Raw genomic sequence first — 18813 nt, 5'->3', positions numbered from 1 at the left:
CCCACCCGCCCCCCCCCCACGCCTCAGTACACCCGTCGGACACTGGGTCACACCAGGAGGCCGACCGGACTTCCCTCGCCGTCACGCGGCACGCATACGGCTTGCAACGCGCTGTACGGCTTGAGGACGCGTATCCACGCACCAGTAGTCGGCACCCTGCGCGCCCATGGAACCGGCGCACCAGTAGTCGGCATCCAACGGCTGGGTGCCAGGTAGTCGGTGCCCGTCGGCCGGCACCGTCAGCGGGTCTTCCACGAGCCTTAGCCGGTCTCCCATGAGCCGGCGCCCCGTAGCCGGCGCCCCATGGCGGCTGCCGATCCGCCGTGCGCGCTACTAGATGGCAAGTCCTCAGCAGCGGGGCCACCTGTGCCGCACGCGCCGCTGCGGACGCGAGGCCACCAGCGCGCGGGCCGCCGGCGCGCGATGACGTACGAGGACGCGCAGGACCGCACCGGGGACCTGAGCAGACGGGTTCGGGCGGTCGTCGACCGCTATACCCGTACCCCCTACAGGCCACGCCTGCTCTCTCTCCGTGAGAGTCCGTGGACAGGTCCGGGCCACCCCACGTTCCCGCCCTCACTCCTCGCTCCGCCTCCGCCGTCGGTTCGCCGTAACGCACCGGTACAGGGCGGGAGTTGCCCGCCCTTCTCGGGTGAAGTCCCTTTCAGCGCAAGCCCGTTCAGCAGCCTTGACACGGAACTGCCCGCGCCATACCTTGCCATACGCTTACCCCGTAGGGGTATCTGTATCCGATCCAGGTGAGCGACGCGTGCCGGGTCAGCCACGCACGGGCGGCGTCTGCCGGGCGTCCGCCGAGAGAGGAGAACCGATGTCCGAGGCGAGCGCATCGCCCAAGCCACCAAGGGCAGGGCGCAAGGAATGGTCCGCGCTGGGCCTGTTGGTGCTGCCCACGATGCTCCTGTTCATGATGCTCACGATCCTGTTCCTGGCAGTTCCGTCTCTGGCTGCGGACTTGAAGCCCAGTAGCACGCAGACGCTGTGGATCCTGGACATCTACGGGTTCCTCATGGCCGGCTTCCTCGTTCTGATGGGGACGGTCGGTGACAAGATCGGTCACAGGACCCTGCTGATGGCCGGCGCCGCCGTCTTCGGTGTCGCCTCGATCGCCGCGGCGAGCACCGACGACCCGGCGATGCTGATCGCCTGGCGAGCGGTGCTCGGGCTCGCGGGCGCCGCGTAGACACCGGCAACGCTCGGACTGATCTTCACGATGTTCCATGACGCCAAACAGCGCGGCGTGGCCATCGGGGCCTGGGCCGCAGGCATTTCAGGCGGCGTGGCGCTCGGCCCGCTGCTGAGCGGGCTTCTCCTGGAGGCGTTCTCCTGGCGGGCGACCTTCCTGGTCGCGGTACCGGTCATGCTGGTGGTGCTGATCGGCTCACCTCTGCTGCTGCCCGCGCACCGGGGCACCGGTCAGGGACGGCTCGACATCTTCAGCGCGTTCCTGCTGCTGGCCTCCCTGCTGCCTTTCATCTACGGAATCAAGGCTGTCGCCGCGGGCAAGCCGCTCACCCTCTCCCTGCTGGCCGTGGCCGTGGGTGTGGTCTTCGGTCTTCTGTTCGCGGTCCGCCAGCTGCGCTCGTCCGCGCCGCTACTGGACGTACGGCTCTTCGGCAACCGCACCGTGGGCGGCGCGCTGGGCGTGTTCATCCTTGCCGCGACCGGGCTCGGCGGCGTGTACCTCATGTTCACGCAGTTCCTGCAACTGGTCACGAAACTCTCACCGTTGGAGACGGGCCTGGCCATCCTGCCTCCCGCGCTCGGGCTGATCCTGGTGGCCACGTTCTCGCCCGTCATGGCCCGCCTGGTACGGCCCGGGTACGTCATCGCCATGGGCCTGGGCGTGCAGACGGTCGGCTACATCCTGCTCACCCAGGTCGGGAGTACCGCGGGCCTGCCGCTGCTCATCGCGAGCTTCGTCGTCGTCTATCCGGCCGTGGCGCCGTCCATGGCGCTCACCACCGACCTCGTGGTGAGTTCGGTGCCCCCGGAGAAGGCGGGCGCGGCAAGCGGACTGAGCTCCACCGTGAACGACCTGGGTATCTCGCTCGGTGTGGCGGTTGTCGGCAGCATCGGGGTCGCCAAGTACCGCAGCGATATCGAGGCCAACCTGCCCTCGGGTCTGCCGGCCGATGCCGAGGCAGCCGCCCGTGACAACCTCGACGGCGCGATCGCGAGTGCGGACCACCTCCCGACCGAACTGGGCACTTCCCTGCTGCGGGCCTCTCGCGACGCCTTTGCCAGCGGGTTCAACGTCGCCGCTGCGACCTCTGCCGTCATCGCCGGTGTCGGCGCGATCCTCGCGGCCGTCGCCCTGCGCCATGTTCCGCCCACCGGCTCAGCCGAGAAGAACGCGGAGACCGGCCCCGAACAGCAGACGCCAAGGGCCGACGCCACCGCAGAATGAACGGCCCGGACCGATGACCGCCGCCCGCCAACTGCTGGGGCCGGGGCGGTCGGCCGGCTCCCCGCCCCCGCCGGCCGGGCCGTACGAGCTCCGTAGGAGCCCGTACGGGCCCTGTGGGCGCCGCTCAGCACCCGAAGGCTCCAGCAGTCCGTCCGGCTCCGAGACGGCGCGTTCCAGGTCGGGCGCGGCCGGCCTACATCCGGTACCTGACCGCCATCGACTTCCTGTGAGGCGGACACATGGGCCCGGTGGAACGGGCGGCAGCGCGGGCGCCGTCGTCCTCACCCTCGGCGGAGACGGCGGGCCCCTCCTCGAAGGACACACCGAGGGCCTGCGGATCCCATGTCGCACTCATGCGGCGAGCGCCGTCCCGACCACAAGCCGAGCCCGAGTGGCCGCGGGTACGAGCCGAGCGCCCGAGTCCCCGTGGGTACGAGTCGAGCCCGAGCCGACGTGGCCACGGGCCGAGTTCCGGGCCCAAGCCGAACCCAAGCCTGAGACCGAGAAACCGACGAGGCCGACCGGGCCGACCGGGCCGACCGGGCCGACCGGGAACGATCAAGCCTGAGCCTGTCGGGACCGGGTGCACGGGCCCGTGCGTGCCCCGGCACCCGTGCGTGCCCGGCCACCCCACGGGCTGCACCGCGCTCGCCCACGCCCCCTGGACTCGCGCCACCACTCTCGCGCTGTGGCCCTCCCGGCCACCGCCGGGCCCCGCTTACGCGCCCCGGACGGGCAGCGCCCGTACCGTGCCCGGTCACGTACCCGCCGGGCCCCTGACCGTTCCCCCCACCTGCCTGGCGCCCCCCACACAACCCGGTCCCATCCCACGCCGCGAACCCGGTAGGCTAGCCCCGGCAGCTTTAACCCGCTGCCACCCAGACTGGCTGAGCAGGGCGCGACCGGTGATTCACCGGAACCCTCGAACCCTCACCAACCCAGTCCTCGCCTCCGTAGCTCAGGGGATAGAGCACCGCTCTCCTAAAGCGGGTGTCGCAGGTTCGAATCCTGCCGGGGGCACAGCAAAGCAGCAGGTCAGAGGCCCTGTCGTCCGTGAGGGCGGCGGGGCCTCCGGCTTGCAGCACACATATGGCACGCATGCGCCTGTGCCCCTCCCTGTGGGAGCTGTGCCCGTTGCCCAAGAAGGACGAGCTGTCCCCAGGGCCGGTACCGACATCTCATCGAGCACCTTGAGGGCCTGATCAGGGCCGGGCTGAAGGCAGAGTACGAGGACTACTACGGCCAGCTGATTCTCACCAGCGGCGAGCTTGCGGAGCTGGGCGAGCTGGATGAAGTCCGCCGTACGGCGCGTGAGACCGGCAGACGTCTCGGCTGGAAGCCGGCCACCAAACACTCGTCGGCAACCGGATCTTCGTAATCGACAAGCGGATGTGGTCGAGGAGATCTACGAGCGGGTGAGCAACAACGCCGACCGTATGGACAAGCCCATGGGAAAGCGACCCACGCCCGGCGACGACAACCGCTGAGGCGCCGCCTGCTGCTGCACAGCAGCAGGCATTCGGCACGCGGAGAGTCCTCCTGACCTGCAACGATGGGACTCGTCTAGGACCCTGTTGGCTGCGCGGAAAGAAGCATGCGCGGAAAGAAGCACTCTTCAGGTGAGTAAGCGCATCGGGTCGTACCCGCGTGTCCGCGTCGAGGGCGGTGGCAGCGGGACAGTCTCGCAGGCCGGCGCGGTGTTGCTGGTGGCCCTGGCCGATCACTTAGACGCCGAGCAATAGCACTGGGACGCCCTGACCCGCTGCGAGCCGGAGAAGTACAAGCGCGTCCACGCCCTCACGTACGCCGGCGACAGTCTGGCCGCCCGGGACCGCGCCAACGAGGGAGTCGCCTTCTGCTCTCAGGCCCTGACGCTCATTGAGGGCATGGCACCCGACCGCACCCGCAAGATACGAGGAGACGGGCTCACCGTGCAGCCCGAGTCCCTGAAGGACGCCCACATCATCCACGGCACCTGGCGCGCCCGAGGCACCGAACGGCTTCCTCACCGTCGTGTTCGCCGCCTACGAGTGGGCCGGAGAGCTCGAGAACCACGCAAGCACGCACAGGTGTAGGTGTGCTGGGTCGGCGTCGACGCCGTTCCGGAGAACTTCGTGAAGACCACCGCAAGTGCCCTGCACCACGACCTCAGGGATGGGACCCAGGTCTCGTTGAACGGTTGGCAGTAGACACCCGGACCCGCGCCACTGGCCAGTTCCGCCCCCGTGCGGCGAGACGGAACTGCTGATCGCCGCTCAGCAAGCTTGGCCTCCGATTGTGAAGCGCCAGACGGCGACAAGCACCCGCTTCTCCTGAGTCGTTCGCGGGCCATGAGCAGGGCGAGTAGTGCCATAACCGCGGGGCGAGCCACGAAGGGCCGTTGGAAATGCTTCAGGTCCTCCATCGACACATCTTTTGGCCGTAGCCGTGGATATAGTCACCAACGGTCTCCGGTACGAGAGTTGAGGAGGACGAGTGGGGGAGCAGAGCAGCATGCGTGTCACCTTGTCCATTGCGGGCGACAGTTCGGGGCAGAACATAGCGGCCCTGCGCGACTGGCTGCGCAACGAAACCGCGTTGCGTTCAGCGCTCCTGGCCCCACAGGCGGAACAGGAGGGTCGTGGGCACATGGGGCCCAGCCTCGACCTCATCGACCTCTTCCTGGAACACTTCGAATCGCTGGCCTCGCTCCTCTTCACTGTGCTTGCCTGGCGCAACACTCGCCCCACCGCACCGTCGGTGCAGATCACTCACAACGGCATCACAGTGACGCTCGATTCCGCAGACCCGGACGCCATCCGCAGGGTCGCCGAGGCCCTACAGTCCGGCACGGCGAACGGCTGACCAGGCCATGGCGGGGTCCCTGTCAGATCCTCGGCGTTCCCAGGCGGTCTTGATCGGGTCGGCGAAGTATGAGCACCTCGAACGACTTCCCGCAGTCACCAATAACTTGATGGCCTTCCGGGACGCTCTGGAAGACCCGAAGCTCTGGGGTCTGCCGCCCGAGCAGATTGCGACGCTCGCCGAACGGCAGTCGGCAGGGCAGGTCCTTGACCCCCTCGCCACCGCCGCGTTCAAGGCCGAGGACACGCTGCTCGTGTATTACGCCGGCCACGGCCTGCTCGACCCCACCAACCAGGAACTGTTCCTGGCCCTGCCGAAATCCAAGGTCACCTCCCAATCGGTCAACGACGCCCTGCGTTTCGAAGACATCCGGCGGGAGATGCGGAGCAGCAAGGCGCCGAAGAAGGTACTCATCCTCGACTGCTGCTACAGCGGGCGCGCACTGGCCGGCGGGATGGGAACTATCGGAGAGGCTCTTGTGAACGAGGTGGGCGTCGAGGGCAGCGTCGTCATCACTGCGACGGGTGAGAACGTGCGAGCGCTCGCGCCGCCAGGCGAAAAATACACGGCGTTCACAGCAGAACTGCTGCACGTACTGCGCCATGGCGTGCCGAGTGCGGGCCCCCTACTCAACACGGACACGCTGTATCGCACGGTCGCCGACGGTCTGAAGGCCAAGTCTCTGCCCGCGCCACAGCAGAACAACCGGAATAGGGGGGCGCAGATCTGTTTGGTCCACAATGCGGCCTCAGCTCTTACGAGCCGACAGGGGGCGCCACATCAGCCGCCGGCCCGGAAGAGTGCCTCGTCCCCGCCCTCATCGCCTTCGCCCTCCAGGAACCCGCTCAAGTCCGGGCAGCAGATCCGCCCCTGGATCGTTGCGGTGGCGGTTCTGGTGTTGCTCGGGGCAGGGGTCGGTGCGGCGTTCCTGTTCGCTGATGGTCTCCGGGGCCACAAAGGCGGCAGCGGCGACTCGCAAGCGAAGGGCCGACAGTCGCCCTCGGCGCCGCCTTCCGGCTCCCCCTCCGCAACGTCCTCCTCCGACGCCCCCGAGCCGCGCACCTCCGAAGGTGTGGACATCACCAACGACTACGGCATTTTCCTCAACGCCCAGCCCGTACAGCCGGTGCGCCGGGTGGGAAACAAGCATCCCGACCTCACGTATTTCGGCAAAGGCTTCAATGACGAAGGGCTGGGCACCGACCCGCAGACCGACGCCCGATTGGTGCTGCTGAACGAGGGCGAAAAGGGTTCCTTGGACACGTGCCGCACCGAGACCCGCTACACGCGGAACATTCCCAAGTCCTCCCTGTCTCCGGGAGTCCACATCTGTGTCCGCTCCAAGCTGGGCCATCTCGCCCTGGTCACCTACCGGGGCGCAGCGCCCTCCTCAGACTCCAGCGACTACGTCACCGTGGACATCACCGTGTGGCGTCATGCTGTCGCACCCACCGAGGACTGATCCGGAAACGAACAGCCGCAGATTTTGCCGTGCTGCCAGCTGCGGCGGCTGACGGTGAGTCGAGCGCCAGACGCCCCTCACCTGAAGACGGAACGAATTCAGCGCACATGAGGACGAGAAGCCGCGCGAATACGTGAGAACTGCGGCGGAGAGTCTTCCCAGGCCATGCGTACCGACATCCACGATGGCACAGGTCACGGCCTTGATCAGGGGAGACTCCTAAAGCGGGTGTCGCAGGTTCGAATCCTGCCGGGGGCACAGAGAAACGCCCGGCCAGGGGCCCTTCCGCGCAGTAAGCGGGAGGGCTTCTGCCGTTTACAGCAGATGCACAGCGACATGGGTTCCATGGGCGTCATAGGTGTCATGGGCGTCATGAGAAGTGTCGCGGAATGCCCGGCAAGCGTGGTCCGGCCGCGGTCGGGCGCGTCAGTAGCGGGGTGTGCTGGTGGGAGGCGCGTTCCGCTTATGGCGATGCGGGCTCCGTCCGCCCGTCACGCCTCCTCGGTACGACTCGTTGCAGGAACGCGTCCGCCCTGCCCTCCGGCCGAAACGTGAAGCCATGCGCCGCAGAAGCACCTTGACCGCTCTCGTGCTCGCCGCCGCCATCGGCGGAACGGCCTGCGCAACCCAGGCCGGCACCGCCCCGGGCCCGTCCGGCCGGCACCGCTCCACCACCCTCCTGGACAAGGTGCCCGAGAGCGGAGTGCTGCGCGTGTGCACCACCGGTGACTACCGGCCGTTCAGCTACCTGGACCCCGCCACGAAGTCGTACACCGGTATCGACATCGACATGGCGAAGAACCTGGCGACCAGCCTGGGGGTGAAGCCCCGGTTCGTGGCGACCACTTGGGCCGAACTCATGGGTGACCTGACCGCGGGCAAGTGCGATATCGGTATGGGAGGCGTCTCGGTGACCCTGGCCAGGGCTCAGGACGTGTACTTCGGCACGCCCTATCTCGTCGACGGCAAGGCCGCGATCGCCCGCTGCGAGAACAAGAGCAAGTACCAGTCCATGAAGGGGATCGACCGGCCGGGTGTGCGGGTGATTGTCAATCCGGGCGGCACCAATGAGGCATTCGTCAAAACCAACATCCATGAGGCCACCGTCATCACCCACACCGACAACACCACGGTCTTCGACGAGATCGTCGCGGGCCGCGCCGACGTGATGATCACGGACAGCAGCGAGACCGAGTACCAGGCCAAGCTCGAACCGGAACTCTGCGCGATCAACCCCGACAGGCCCTTCGCCTTCGGTGAGAAGGCGTACCTCCTGCCTCGTGGCGACGAGGAGTTCAAGGAGTACGTCGACCAGTGGGTCCATCTGGCCGTCCATGACGGGACCTACGACGGTTACGCCGCGGACTGGGTCGGCTGACGACCACGAGTCCGCTCCGCTGTTTCCCGCGTTCAGGGTTCGGCCCGCGACATTGTCGAAACGGCCTCCGCCTGGGATGCCGGCCTTCCGGTTTCCTCGATGAGGTCAGAGGAACGGGCCGTTCTCGGATTGTCGACCGCCAGGTGCTTCGGGGAACTCGCTCGTTGGATCACTGCGCCCCGTACGTGCGTATGCCGACAATCGCCTATCGCCTGCTTCAGGCGCGTAGCTTCGGGACGCCTGGACCTCGTTCCGTTGACCTGGTAAGGGTGAGCGTTACCAGTGCGGGCATCACCAGTCACAGGGGTGACTGGTGATCGCTTTTTTCGATCCTTGATCGTCCCCTTCTTCGAAGGATGGCTCGGTTATCATGAACCGCCATGATTTCCGACCCGGGGGGGGCTCGACATGGTGGCATGTGAACATCGTGACGGTGGGGAAAAACACTCGCAAGACGCTGCCCGGCACCCGCGTGCAGAGATCGAACGCGCTCGGAGAATGGCTCATCTCGCGTATCGGCGAGGTGATTACACTGCGGCGGTTCGGGGGTACAGAAAGGCTCTGCGGCATACGGTTTCCGAGAGGGAAACGGGATCACTCCTCGTAAGTCTCGGCTACTGCTACTTACGCAGGGGGCAGTACGACCGCGCGGAGCAGGCGCTGAGAGAGGCGCAGAACAAATACCAGGGTGGCGACCCGGCGGGAGTGGCGGGTGCCGTACGGGAAGACCCTGCTTTCCCGTCCCGGGTGGCTGAAGACCTGATGAAGGAACATCTCGCGGTCCGCGAATATGAAAAGGCGCGCGACATCGGCAGTGTCATCGTGCGGGTCGGCCATCCGAAGGTTGCTCCGGAGGTCGCCCTGACTGTAGCAATCATCGAAAGCGTCTTCCCTGAACGGCAGCAGGCCGCAGAAGAACTGCGACGGTACGCCCTCGGCGCGGGAACGAGAGGAGTCAGGTCATCCGCAGCGCTCGCGCTGGGCGGAGCGGCCCACAACAAGGGATGGAAACGCGAGGCGTTGCGGTTTTACTTGAAAGCGATTTTTCTCTGGTCGCCGAAGAGTGACCGTACAGTCCGCAGCGCAATACGGGGTCTTGCTGGGACTCCTCCTTTTAAGCCTGTGCCGGGGCCGGAGAAAGAATGAGGTAGTCACTGGGCCGCTGACGGGCGACCGGTGCCCCGGTGGAACGACCGTCCAGGACCGTACGGCGTGCGTGTCATCCACGGCTGCCGGCGCTGGCTGCGGAACTCCCGGGGGGGCGCTTCCGCTCCCGAGCTGCGGGCCTCTGTCTTGGCGGCCGGAAGCCTCGTGTGTCCTGTGTGTCTTCCCGAGCAGAGCGGAACCGTGGACGTGAGTCCAACCGATTCCCGGCGAACAGCCGCCGAAATCTGGCCGGTTGGAGGGCGGTGGTTCACCGAGTCCTGCGAGGAATGCTTGACCCGCCTCCGTGAATTCTCGCTGAATCACGCCTTACGGGGTAGCGAAGTACTGCGGATCGTCGGTCGAACTCCGCTGGTCAGAGGCGTTTCTGTTGTCTTCGCCGGGAGTGGGAGGACATATTTTTCCGCGAACCTGAATGCAACCACACGCAAAAGATGGGAGTCACACATATTTGTCAGAAGGATCCGCCTCATGGAGGTTATGCAATGCGCTTTCCCCTTCCCAGACGCCAGGCTTTCCGTTCCGCGTCGGCGCTGACGCTGGCTCTCGGTACGGGGCTGGCCGCTCCGTTCCTCCTCGCTGGGACGGCAGGTGCGGCGCCGTCGTCGGCGACCGCCGCGTTCAGCCCGAGCGACCACGGGATCCTCTACACGGCAGGCTCCGGGCAGACCAACAAGGTGACCGTCACCGCGTCGATGCCCAAAGGGCCGGACGAGGTCACCTATGTGATCGACGACGCCGTTCCGATCCGTACGGGGGAAGGCTGCTCGTACCCCGACAGCGCGGACCGTACGAAGGTTTCCTGCACGGTCGCCACCCTGGAGAGCCAGGACCCGTACGCCACCTTGAAGTTGGCGCTCGGTGACGGCGACGACGACGTCGCGTACGACAACTCCACCGACCAGGCGTATTACTTCGCCTCGATCGACCTGGGCGACGGCCAGGACACGCACAGGGGGACGGGCCGCGTCGACGGCAACAGCGTCAATGGCGGGGCCGGTGACGACGACCTCATGGTGGGCCCGGTCGGCGTGGTGCGCGGTGGCGACGGCGAGGACACGCTCCGTGCGGCCGAGGGCAGCATCGCGCAAGGTGGCGACGACAACGACACGATCCACTCGGACGGCCATGACAGCGCCGTCGACGGTGGCGCGGGCGACGACGTGATCAACGGCGGCGCCGACAGGCAACATCTGTCCGGCGGAGACGGCAACGACACGGTCAACGGCGGGGCCGGCAACGACTTCATGTACGGCGACAAGGGCAACGACATCCTGCGCGGCAACGCTGGAGACGACACGATCTACGGGAACAGCGGCGACGACGCGCTGTACGGCGGGCCGGGCAAGGACACCCTCTCCGGCGGTCCCGGCAAGAACGTCGTCCACCAGGACTGATACGCCGCACCGCACGGGCCGGGCCGGGGCGTTGCGTTGCGTGACGGACCGGGGCGTTGCGTGACGGACCGGGGCGTTGCGTGGTCGCCCGCGCGGCGCCCCGGTTCCTGGGCCGACGGGGTCAGATGACGGGCGGGCGGCCGAGCCTGGCCATGTGCCCCACCGTGCGCCAGCGCATGGGCCGCCGCTCACCGCACGGGGTGCGCCAGCCCTCAAGGAAACCGGCCGCCCAGGCGCGCAGGCCGCCCAGTGACCGTGTGCGCAGCAGGGTGATCAGCGTCCAGATGCCCAGGTGCACGGGGACCAGCGGCGGCGGCAGGCGGCGACGGGCCAGCCAGACGCGGTTACGGGCGGTGAAGCGGTAGTAGACGGCATGCCGGGCCGGGGAGGTCCGGGGGTGCTGGAGCAGCAGCGCGGGCTCGTAGAGGATCTCCCAGCCCGCGTCCAGTGCCCGCCACGCGAGGTCGGTCTCCTCGTGCGTGAAGAAGAAGTCCGCCGGCCAGTCGCCGACCTCGTCCAGCATGCGCATCGACAACGCGTGGCCGCCGCCGAGGAATCCGGTCACAGGGCCCCTCCGCATCGGCTCCCGGCCTCCGGGCCGCGGGACGTGCCGTGGCAGCGTCTCACCGTCCTCGTCGGCGACACGGAAGCCGACGATGCCGAGCCGGGCGTCGGAGGCGAACAGGCGGCGTACCCGGTCGAACACGTCGTTCTGGACGAGCAGTCCGTCGTCATCGAGTTCGACCACGACATCGGTGTCGCCGAAGGCGCGCAGCTTCGCGATTCCGGCGTTGCGCCCGCCGGGGCAGCCGAGGTTCTCCTCCAGTTCCAGGTACGTGACCTCGCCGGGCAGAGCGGGGAAGTCGGGCAGCGGCGTGCCGTTGCCGACGATCACGATCCGCTCCGGTGGCGCGTTCTGCTTGGCCACCGACGTCAGCAGCGCCTCGACCTCGTCGGGCCGGTCGCCCATCGTCACCACGATCACGCCCACCTGCGGATCGGACATCGCGGCCACTCCCTACTCGGTACTCGTTACCCGGTACTCGGTACTCGCTACTCGTTCGGCGGCGGTGCCCGCGAGCGTAGACCTTCGCCCCTGGTGAGCCGAAACCGCAGCGCGGGTGCCGCAGCGCGGCTCGCTCAGGTGCCCGGCTCGCTCAGGCGTCCAGTTCGCTCCGGAACATTTGTCCAAGACGCACGCCGCCGGCACCCCGATAGTGAGGACACGCGAGCGAGGGCACGCGCCGCGGCGCACTACTTGTCGGCACGCGCAGCGAGCACTGCACCATATGACGTCCGGGAGGGCCCCAGTGGATGAGACGGCAGTCGGCTGGGAGGTGTCCGTTCCTGTGGGCGGCGTACGGGCCGATGGCATGCAAGTAGCGGCGTTCCGCGACCGTTTGGGGGCCGGGCTCGACATGCGGGTGCTGCCGCAGCCGGTCGTGACCGTCGTGGTGGGGTTCGGGGACGACGCGTTGGTGGTCGACGGCACTACGGGCCGGCAGACGCTCGCGAGCCTTGTCGCCACCCCGTTCCCGGGACCCACGCGCATTCGCGGGGCGCGCGTCGAGTGCGTCGAGGTGCAGCTGTCACCGGTCGTCGCGTCGTCTCTGCTGGGCATCGCGCCGGCCGAGCTGGACGGCGTTGTCACGGATTTGGACGCCATATGGGGGCGGCAGGCAGGTCGGCTACGGGAACAGTTGGCCGATGCCACGACGTGGCCACAGCGGTTCGCGCTGGTGGACGAGTTCCTGGGGCACCGCCGTGCGAGAGCACAGGCGGTCGATCCGGAGGTGGCCGCCGGGTGGGAGCACATCGTCGTCCAGCACGGCCGGGTACGGGTCGGCGACCTCGCCGCGTACTGCGGGTGGAGCCGTAAACGGCTGTGGTCCAGGTTCAGCGCCCAACTCGGCCTCACCCCGAAGCGGGCGGCGATGCTGGTCCGCTTCGATCACGCCGTCAGAAGCCTGCGCGCAGGCGACGACCCGGCCGAGGTGGCCACGGCCTGCGGCTACGTGGACCAGCCCCATCTGCACCGCGACGTACTGGCGTTCGCCGGCTGCACGCCGGGAGCACTGACCGACACGACCGAGGGGAAGCGACAACAGCCATGACGCACAGCCACATGACGACCGACACCAAAGAGAGCACTCAAGGCGGCAGGGACACCCGGGACCCGCAGGGCGCCCAGGACGCACAGGACGCACAGGACCTTGTCATGCAGCTCACGTTCGGGGGCCTGGCCGCACAGACTCTTCGCGCGGCCATCCGGTTGCGCGTGATGGAGCTGATCGGCGAAGGGGAGCGGACGGCGGCCGACGTGGCGGCGGAAGCCGGTGCGCTCCCCCAGGCGATGACCAGGCTGCTCCGTGCCCTGACGAGCCTCGGCCTGCTGCGCGAGCACACCGCAGGGTCCTTCTCGGTGACTCCCGCCGGCGCCCTGCTGGATTCCGGACGGCCCGACGCGCTCACCTCGCTCGTCCGGCTGTTCACCGAGCCGATGGCCCTGCGGGCCTGGGAACACCTGGACGACAGCGTCCGTACCGGCGACATCGTGTTCGACACGGTCTTCGGGAAGGACTTCTTCAGTCACCTCAAGGAACTCCCCGACCTTTCCACGGTGTTCAACGCGGCCATGAGCCAGGCCACCGTGGACACGGCAGCTGCGCTGCCGCACGCCTTCGACTTCGGCCGCTTCACCACGGTCACCGACGTCGGTGGCGGCAACGGCACCTTGCTCAGCGGTGTGCTCAGCGCGCATCCGGCCCTCAAGGGCGTCGTCTACGACACCGAGGAGGGCCTGGCGCAGGCACCGGCGACGCTGGAGCGGCAGGGGCTCACAACGCGGTGCTCGCTGGTGGCAGGGGACTTCTTCCGCTCGGTCCCCGGAGGCGCCGATCTCTATCTGCTGAAGAGCGTCGTGCACGACTGGACGGACGAACAGGTGGTCACGATCCTGACCCACTGCCGCGAGGTGCTGCCGCCCACAGGGCGCGTACTGATCGTGGAACCCGTTCTGCCCGAGGTCGTCGACACCACGACCGCGGGACTCACGTACCTCGGTGACCTCAACATGCTGGTGAACGTAGGCGGCAGGGAACGGACCCGGGCCGAGTTCGAGGAGGTGCTCCGTGCGGCCGGACTGTCCCTCGTCTCGGTGACCGCGCTGCCGCAGGCCGAACCGTTCTGCCTCATCGAGGCAACCGCCGCGTAACGGCCAGAGGTTCCGAAGGCCCACGCACGCGGAGGCCGGGACCCGTCAGGCGCCGAAACCGCCCCAGTCGCCGCACCGGCCCGCTCAGGCGCTGGACGGGCCCCTCAGACGCCGGACCGACCCACCAGGCGCTGGACGGGCCCTCTCAGGCGTCGGGGCGGGGGCCGCCAGGCATCGGGCCAAGGGCCCCGTCAGGCGTCGAAGCGGTGGCGGGAGGTCTCTATGTGGGTGAGGTGCTGGTGGGTCCAGGCACACATGCCGTCGACCGTCGCGCGGAGTGCCTGGCCGGGCGCGGTGAGGGTGTACTCGACCCGCGGCGGCACGGTGGGGTGCACATGCCGTTCGACGAGACCGTTGCGCTCCATCATGCGCAGGTTCTGGGTGAGCATCTTGTGGCTGATGCCCTCGACCTCGTTGCGCAACTCGCTGAAGCGCAGGGTGCGTTCATCGAGAACGTTGATGATCAGAAGCGCCCACTTGTTGGCGATGTCCGAGAAGATCTCCCGCGCCAGGGAGTCGGCGCGCATCAGGTCCGCTTCGTCGGGCGAGCCGCTGAACTGCTTGGTCACCATAAGGTCCCCCAGTCACTGAAAAGTGCGTCCTTCCTTGTCAGCCGCCACTCTCCTACGGTGCCCGAGTAACCACAAGAGAGTCAGCGGCAAGGAGGCGGCAGCATGGCCATCACTTTGGTGAACCCCAGTGGGTTGCCGGAAATCGGTGCCTACAGGCAGGTGTCGATCGCTACAGGGACGAAGCTGGTCTTCGTCGCCGGACAGGTCTCCTGGGACGCCGACGGGGCCACGGTCGGCGAAGGCGACCTCGCAGCGCAGGTCGAACAGTGCTACCTCAACGTCGGCAGAGCGCTTGCCGGAGCCGGCGGTTCCTTCGACGACGTGGCGAAACTGACCGTCTATGTAGTCGACTGGACGCCCGACAAGATGCCCCTTTTCTCGGAGGGTCTCTCCCGGGCAGCAGCGGAACTGGGGTCCACCCCGGTCCCGCCCGCCACACTGGTGGGCGTCGCCGCGCTGGACGTACCCGAGCACCTGGTAGAGGTCGAGGCCACCGCGATCATCGAGTGAGCAAGGGCTGGGTCCCGGAGCCCCTCGCTTCCCCGCCCTCTTCGACGGCGCGCTGCTCGTGCTGGACAGCGCGCCCAGGCCGCCGAGGCCACCCGCATTCTCGGCGCCCGCCGCATAGTTCCGGCCCACTACGACAGCTGGGCCCACTTCCCCGAGGGCCGCGACGAGTGGGAAGCCGCCTTCACCGCCGCGGGCCTGGCCGACCGCCTGGACCGGGGCCGACCCGCCTGAGCCGACCGCCGACCCGCTGGCCGGCCGACGCGCGCTACCGGACACGCGGGCCGGACCGCCCCTCTACTTGCGGGCACAGAAAACCGGCCCCTTCCTTGCGAGCGCGGAACGGGCGCGGAACGGGCGCGGAACGGGCGCGGAACGGGCGCGGAACGGGCGCGGAACGGCCCCGGAAAAGGACGGACTGGTAGCGCTCGCCCGGCCGTTCACCCGGCGCAGACAGCGAGCGGTCGAGCGGGCGGACCAGGCGGCTGCCGGTGGCCGCCTCAGTGCTGGATCAGGCCGCCTACCGGAACGGGAGCGACATGGCCGGTTGCCGGAAGGGTCTGCGCCAGCGCGAGGCCGATGTCGACCAGTGATGACCGGCGCAGCCCGGCGACCTCGGGGATCGGGGTCCAGACCGACTCGGGCGATGTCGCCGTTCGGCTCAGGCCGGAGCTGGCCGCCTGTGATGCGGACCTGGTAGAAGATGCCGACATTTTGGTGTTCTGGTCCACCAGGAATGGTGCGTTCGGCTGCGGGGACGACCCGTGAGTCCACGCCCAGCAGCCGTTCGACCACCGCGTCGCAACCGGTCTCCTCAGCGACCTCCCGGACCACGGCATCGAACGGGTCCTCTCCGTGCTCGACCCTGCCGCCCGGAAGCGTCCAGTTGTTCTCGCCCTCCGGTGGTACGTGACAGGCGAGCAGCGCCCGTCCGCCCTCGACGCACACGGCGTATGCCGCGAGCCGGAAACTCATCCCCGACACACCTCCCATTGGACGCTGTCCCCACGCCCAGGACCCGTACATCACATCGCTCACGTTGCCGGCCGAGCCGCTGCCCTCACACCGGCCGGAGAACGACCCATGCGGGCCGCACCTGGGGCGCCCCGCTTCCCCGCTTGAGGCGCCCGCCTCCTCCGGTGGGTCGGCTCCCTGCCGCGCGGATGTCGTCATCCGCGAACCACTGGTCGCGCGGCACGCGGAAGAGCGGCCTAGTAGTCGCGTCCCGTGAGCCCGCGGTAGACGAAGCGTGTCATGGCCTCGATCACCTCTTCCTCGCCGAGGTCCGGCAACGCCTGCTGCCAGGACTGCAGGAAGGCGTCGCACAGTTGGAACATCAGGCGGAGGGTGACCTCGGGTGAGGCGGGCAGCCGGAATCCGGCGGCGGTGAGGTACCTGACGTGGTCCAGGATGTCGGCCATTTCCTCGTCGGTGAACCGGGCAAGGGTGTGGGCGAAGCTCTCGCTGACCAGTGCGGCCTGCTGCAGAGCGCGCATCGTCGCGGCGTTCTCCCTGTAGAAGCGGACGTAGAAGGCGATGTGCCAGCGCACCGCTTCCGGGTCGGTGAAGTCCGACAGATGGTCGGCCGCGGACGCCGCGTCGTCGGTCTGCTCCGACAAATCGGCGAGGAGCGCTTCGAGCAGCTCTTCCTTGCCGGCGAAGTGGTTGTAGAAGGACCCTGCCGCGCGGCCGGCTTCCGTGGTGATGTCGATGATCTTGCTGTTCAAGTAGCCGCGCTCGGCGAACACCCGCTTCGCCGCCGCCTTCAGCGCGGCCTCGGTCTCCGCCGCCCTGTCCTTGCGCTTCACGGCACCTCCTTGACGCGAACGGTACCAAGCCAGCAACATGAATCTTAATTCAGTGAATGGAGATTCAGACATGGATGTGATCGTCGTAGGCGCGGGTCCTACGGGTCTGACCCTGGCCATCGACCTCGCACGCCGCGGTGGTGACGTACGCATCATCGACAAGGCACCCCGGTTCTTCGCCGGTTCGCGAGGCGACGGCTTGCAGCCGCGCACGCTCGAAGTCTTCGAGGACCTCGGCGTTCTCGAACCGGTGCTCCAGCAGGGCGCCTCGCTGCCGGTGATACGCGTACATCTCGACGGGAGGTTCGCGGAGGAGCGGCGGATGGCCGAGCCCTGTGCGCCGACGCCGGATGTGCCGTATCCGAACGCGTGGACCCTCGGCCAGTCGCAGACCGAGGCCATACTCAGGGACCGGCTCGCGGGGTTCGGCGTGCGCGTGGAATCGGGCACCGAACTGGTCGCCTTCGACCATGACGCGGACGGCGTCACCGCGCGCCTGTCCACCGGCGAGACCGTACACGCGTCCTACATGGTGGGCGCCGACGGTGGGCGCAGCACCGTGCGCAAAGGGCTGGACATCGCGTTCGAGGGCACGACGGACGACACGCTCCGGATGCTGCTCGGAGATGTGGCGGCCGACGGGCTCGACCACCGGTACGGCTACTGGTTCGCCAGTGCCGCAGCACCGATGGCCGGCGTACAGCTCACCCCTCTCCCGAACACGGGCGGACTGTTCCAGTTCGGGGCTCCCCTGTCCCCGCGGGACGACGAGGCGTCACTGGAGACCTTGCAGGGCAAGCTCGACGCGGTCCGTGCGCCCGTGCGGCTGGGGAGGATGGCGTGGTCGACGGTATGGCGGCCGAACGTCCGGCTGGCCGCGCGCTTCCGCGTCGGCCGGGTGTTCCTCGCGGGCGACGCCGCACACGTGCATCCGCCGACCGGTGGGCAGGGGCTCAACACCGGGGTGCAGGACGCCTACAACCTCGGCTGGAAGCTGGCCGACGGCTCGCCGGAACTGCTCGACAGCTACGAGAGCGAACGGCGCGCGGTCGCGGACAGGGTGCTCGGCATCAGCCAAGAACTCCTGCGACGGCACAAGGAAGGCACCGAGGACGCGCACGAGCGCGGCGAGAACACCCGGCAACTGGACGTGAGTTACCGAACGTCCCAGGGGCGGCTCGTCGCGGGGGACCGCGCACCTGACGCACCGGTGAAGGACGCCGACGGCAAGGCGCTCCGGCTCTTCGACCTCTACCGCGGCCCCCACGCGACCCGTCTCGTGTTCGGCACGCCCGCTCCGGACGCACCGCACACCTACGCGGTGCTGCGTCCCGGTCAGTCGGCGCCTCACCCGTACGTCATCGACACGGATGGGCACGCCTTCTCCGCCTACGACGCTTCGGACGGCACCACCGTCCTCGTCCGCCCGGACGGCTACGTCGGTTCGCGTCACCATGAGAACGCGCGCCGCCACCACGATTCACACCACTACAGGAACGCCCCGGAGGCCGGCCACGCACTCTAGGTCGCCGTTCCCCAAGTCGCGTTCCCTATGTCGCCGTTCCCTACGTGGCCGTTCCCTGCCGGGGGCCGAGGGCGTGGCTGATCGTGGTGTGGAGGGCCGCGTGGAGGCGTGAGGTGGGGGTGAGGAAGGTGGTGGGGGTGCAGGGCACCGCCCAGTGCGGGCCCGGAGGGCTGCGGCGGGTGCCAGGGGGAACGGTGACCCAGCTGGCGGTGCCGAGCACCTGGACCGACGCGAACTCGCAGAACGTCCACTCGCGGGCCGTGCGGGGCTCGATCAGCCAGTACAGCCTGCTTCCGTACGGGTCCCGGATGACGGCCCCCGACGCGGGGCCCAGGCGGGCCAGCACGCCCTCGCCCAGGAACACGGGTACGCGTACCGCGTCCCACCACTCCCCCGCCGGCAACAGCACGGCGTCGAGGCCCGTAGGAAGGGGCCATCTCACGGTCACGGCTTCTGCTCCCCGTGTCTTCAGCGTCCTGATGGATGACCAGGATGCGGATACCGGAGGCTGCTA

The 18813-nt window shown here is 68.3% G+C and carries 14 protein-coding genes, 1 tRNA gene and 5 pseudogenes; 14 read left to right on the top strand and 6 right to left on the bottom strand.

Annotated features, from left to right (window positions below; genetic code table 11):
* The first annotated feature begins 829 nt into the window (after positions 1 to 829).
* A pseudogene (locus NMN56_RS19735) lies at positions 830 to 2428 on the top strand (MFS transporter).
* 193 nt (positions 2429 to 2621) lie between these two features.
* Here the strand turns inward: NMN56_RS19735 and NMN56_RS19730 are convergent.
* A complete protein-coding gene (locus NMN56_RS19730; RefSeq protein WP_274046181.1) occupies positions 2622 to 2783 on the bottom strand; it encodes a hypothetical protein in 162 nt (53 codons plus the stop codon).
* Positions 2784 to 3375: 592 nt separating this feature from the next.
* Between NMN56_RS19730 and NMN56_RS19725 the strand changes: the two genes are divergently transcribed.
* The 8 genes and pseudogenes from NMN56_RS19725 to NMN56_RS19690 all read left to right on the top strand — a co-directional run bounded on the left by NMN56_RS19725 (position 3376) and on the right by NMN56_RS19690 (position 10673).
* Positions 3376 to 3448 (top strand) — tRNA-Arg (locus NMN56_RS19725).
* Between the two features lie 902 nt (positions 3449 to 4350).
* A pseudogene (locus NMN56_RS19715) lies at positions 4351 to 4617 on the top strand (NUDIX hydrolase); the annotation flags it as partial.
* Between the two features lie 286 nt (positions 4618 to 4903).
* Positions 4904 to 5272, top strand: coding sequence for an effector-associated constant component EACC1 (locus NMN56_RS19710; RefSeq protein WP_274046180.1), 369 nt, complete (start codon positions 4904 to 4906; stop codon positions 5270 to 5272).
* Positions 5273 to 5279: 7 nt separating this feature from the next.
* Positions 5280 to 6734 (top strand): caspase, EACC1-associated type, encoded by a 1455-nt coding sequence (locus NMN56_RS19705; protein WP_280842893.1) that lies wholly within the window; start codon positions 5280 to 5282, stop codon positions 6732 to 6734.
* A gap of 559 nt (positions 6735 to 7293) precedes the next feature.
* Positions 7294 to 8112 (top strand): transporter substrate-binding domain-containing protein, encoded by an 819-nt coding sequence (locus tag NMN56_RS19700; protein ID WP_274046178.1) that lies wholly within the window; start codon positions 7294 to 7296, stop codon positions 8110 to 8112.
* 408 nt (positions 8113 to 8520) lie between these two features.
* Positions 8521 to 8781: pseudogene (locus NMN56_RS43255) on the top strand (tetratricopeptide repeat protein); the annotation flags it as partial.
* Positions 8782 to 8859: 78 nt separating this feature from the next.
* Positions 8860 to 9258: a hypothetical protein gene (locus NMN56_RS19695; RefSeq protein WP_274046177.1), complete on the top strand. Its 399-nt coding sequence runs from the start codon at positions 8860 to 8862 to the stop codon at positions 9256 to 9258.
* A gap of 503 nt (positions 9259 to 9761) precedes the next feature.
* Entirely contained in the window at positions 9762 to 10673 is a 912-nt protein-coding gene (locus NMN56_RS19690) for a calcium-binding protein (RefSeq protein ID WP_274046176.1), read from the top strand.
* A 121-nt stretch (positions 10674 to 10794) separates the two neighbouring features.
* Here the strand turns inward: NMN56_RS19690 and NMN56_RS19685 are convergent, their stop codons facing one another.
* On the bottom strand, positions 10795 to 11679 hold the full coding sequence (locus tag NMN56_RS19685) for a glycosyltransferase family 2 protein (protein ID WP_274046175.1): 885 nt from the start codon (positions 11677 to 11679) through the stop codon (positions 10795 to 10797).
* A 304-nt stretch (positions 11680 to 11983) separates the two neighbouring features.
* On the opposite strand from NMN56_RS19685, the gene NMN56_RS19680 reads away from it, so the two are divergent.
* Positions 11984 to 12787, top strand: a complete 804-nt coding sequence (locus NMN56_RS19680) for a helix-turn-helix domain-containing protein (RefSeq protein ID WP_274046174.1) — start codon at positions 11984 to 11986, stop codon at positions 12785 to 12787.
* A gap of 104 nt (positions 12788 to 12891) precedes the next feature.
* The gene (locus tag NMN56_RS19675; protein ID WP_274046198.1) at positions 12892 to 13887 is read left to right on the top strand and encodes a methyltransferase; all 996 of its coding nucleotides are present in this window, start codon (positions 12892 to 12894) and stop codon (positions 13885 to 13887) included.
* 191 nt (positions 13888 to 14078) lie between these two features.
* On the opposite strand, the gene NMN56_RS19670 is transcribed toward NMN56_RS19675, so the two are convergent.
* Entirely contained in the window at positions 14079 to 14459 is a 381-nt protein-coding gene (locus NMN56_RS19670) for a winged helix-turn-helix transcriptional regulator (RefSeq protein WP_274046173.1), read from the bottom strand.
* 102 nt (positions 14460 to 14561) lie between these two features.
* Between NMN56_RS19670 and NMN56_RS19665 the strand changes: the two genes are divergently transcribed.
* The gene (locus NMN56_RS19665; protein ID WP_274046172.1) at positions 14562 to 14969 is read left to right on the top strand and encodes a RidA family protein; all 408 of its coding nucleotides are present in this window, start codon (positions 14562 to 14564) and stop codon (positions 14967 to 14969) included.
* A gap of 16 nt (positions 14970 to 14985) precedes the next feature.
* Positions 14986 to 15200 (top strand): annotated as a pseudogene (locus NMN56_RS19660) (MBL fold metallo-hydrolase); the annotation flags it as partial.
* A gap of 266 nt (positions 15201 to 15466) precedes the next feature.
* Here the strand turns inward: NMN56_RS19660 and NMN56_RS19655 are convergent.
* Positions 15467 to 15941, bottom strand: a pseudogene (locus tag NMN56_RS19655) (NUDIX hydrolase).
* Positions 15942 to 16177: 236 nt separating this feature from the next.
* On the bottom strand, positions 16178 to 16774 hold the full coding sequence (locus NMN56_RS19650; RefSeq protein WP_274046171.1) for a TetR/AcrR family transcriptional regulator: 597 nt from the start codon (positions 16772 to 16774) through the stop codon (positions 16178 to 16180).
* A 70-nt stretch (positions 16775 to 16844) separates the two neighbouring features.
* Here NMN56_RS19650 and NMN56_RS19645 point away from each other — a divergent pair, with 70 nt between their 5' ends.
* Positions 16845 to 18299, top strand: a complete 1455-nt coding sequence (locus tag NMN56_RS19645) for an FAD-dependent oxidoreductase (protein WP_280842892.1) — start codon at positions 16845 to 16847, stop codon at positions 18297 to 18299.
* A 40-nt stretch (positions 18300 to 18339) separates the two neighbouring features.
* On the opposite strand, the gene NMN56_RS19640 is transcribed toward NMN56_RS19645, so the two are convergent.
* Entirely contained in the window at positions 18340 to 18747 is a 408-nt protein-coding gene (locus NMN56_RS19640; RefSeq protein ID WP_274046169.1) for a hypothetical protein, read from the bottom strand.
* Between the last annotated feature and the right edge of the window lie 66 nt (positions 18748 to 18813).

It is taken from the genome of Streptomyces iconiensis (assembly GCF_028657195.3).
GTDB classification, from domain to species: Bacteria; Actinomycetota; Actinomycetes; order Streptomycetales; family Streptomycetaceae; genus Streptomyces; species Streptomyces iconiensis.
Note: the sequence above shows the minus strand (reverse complement) of the source record. Positions and strands in the feature narration are given on the sequence as shown.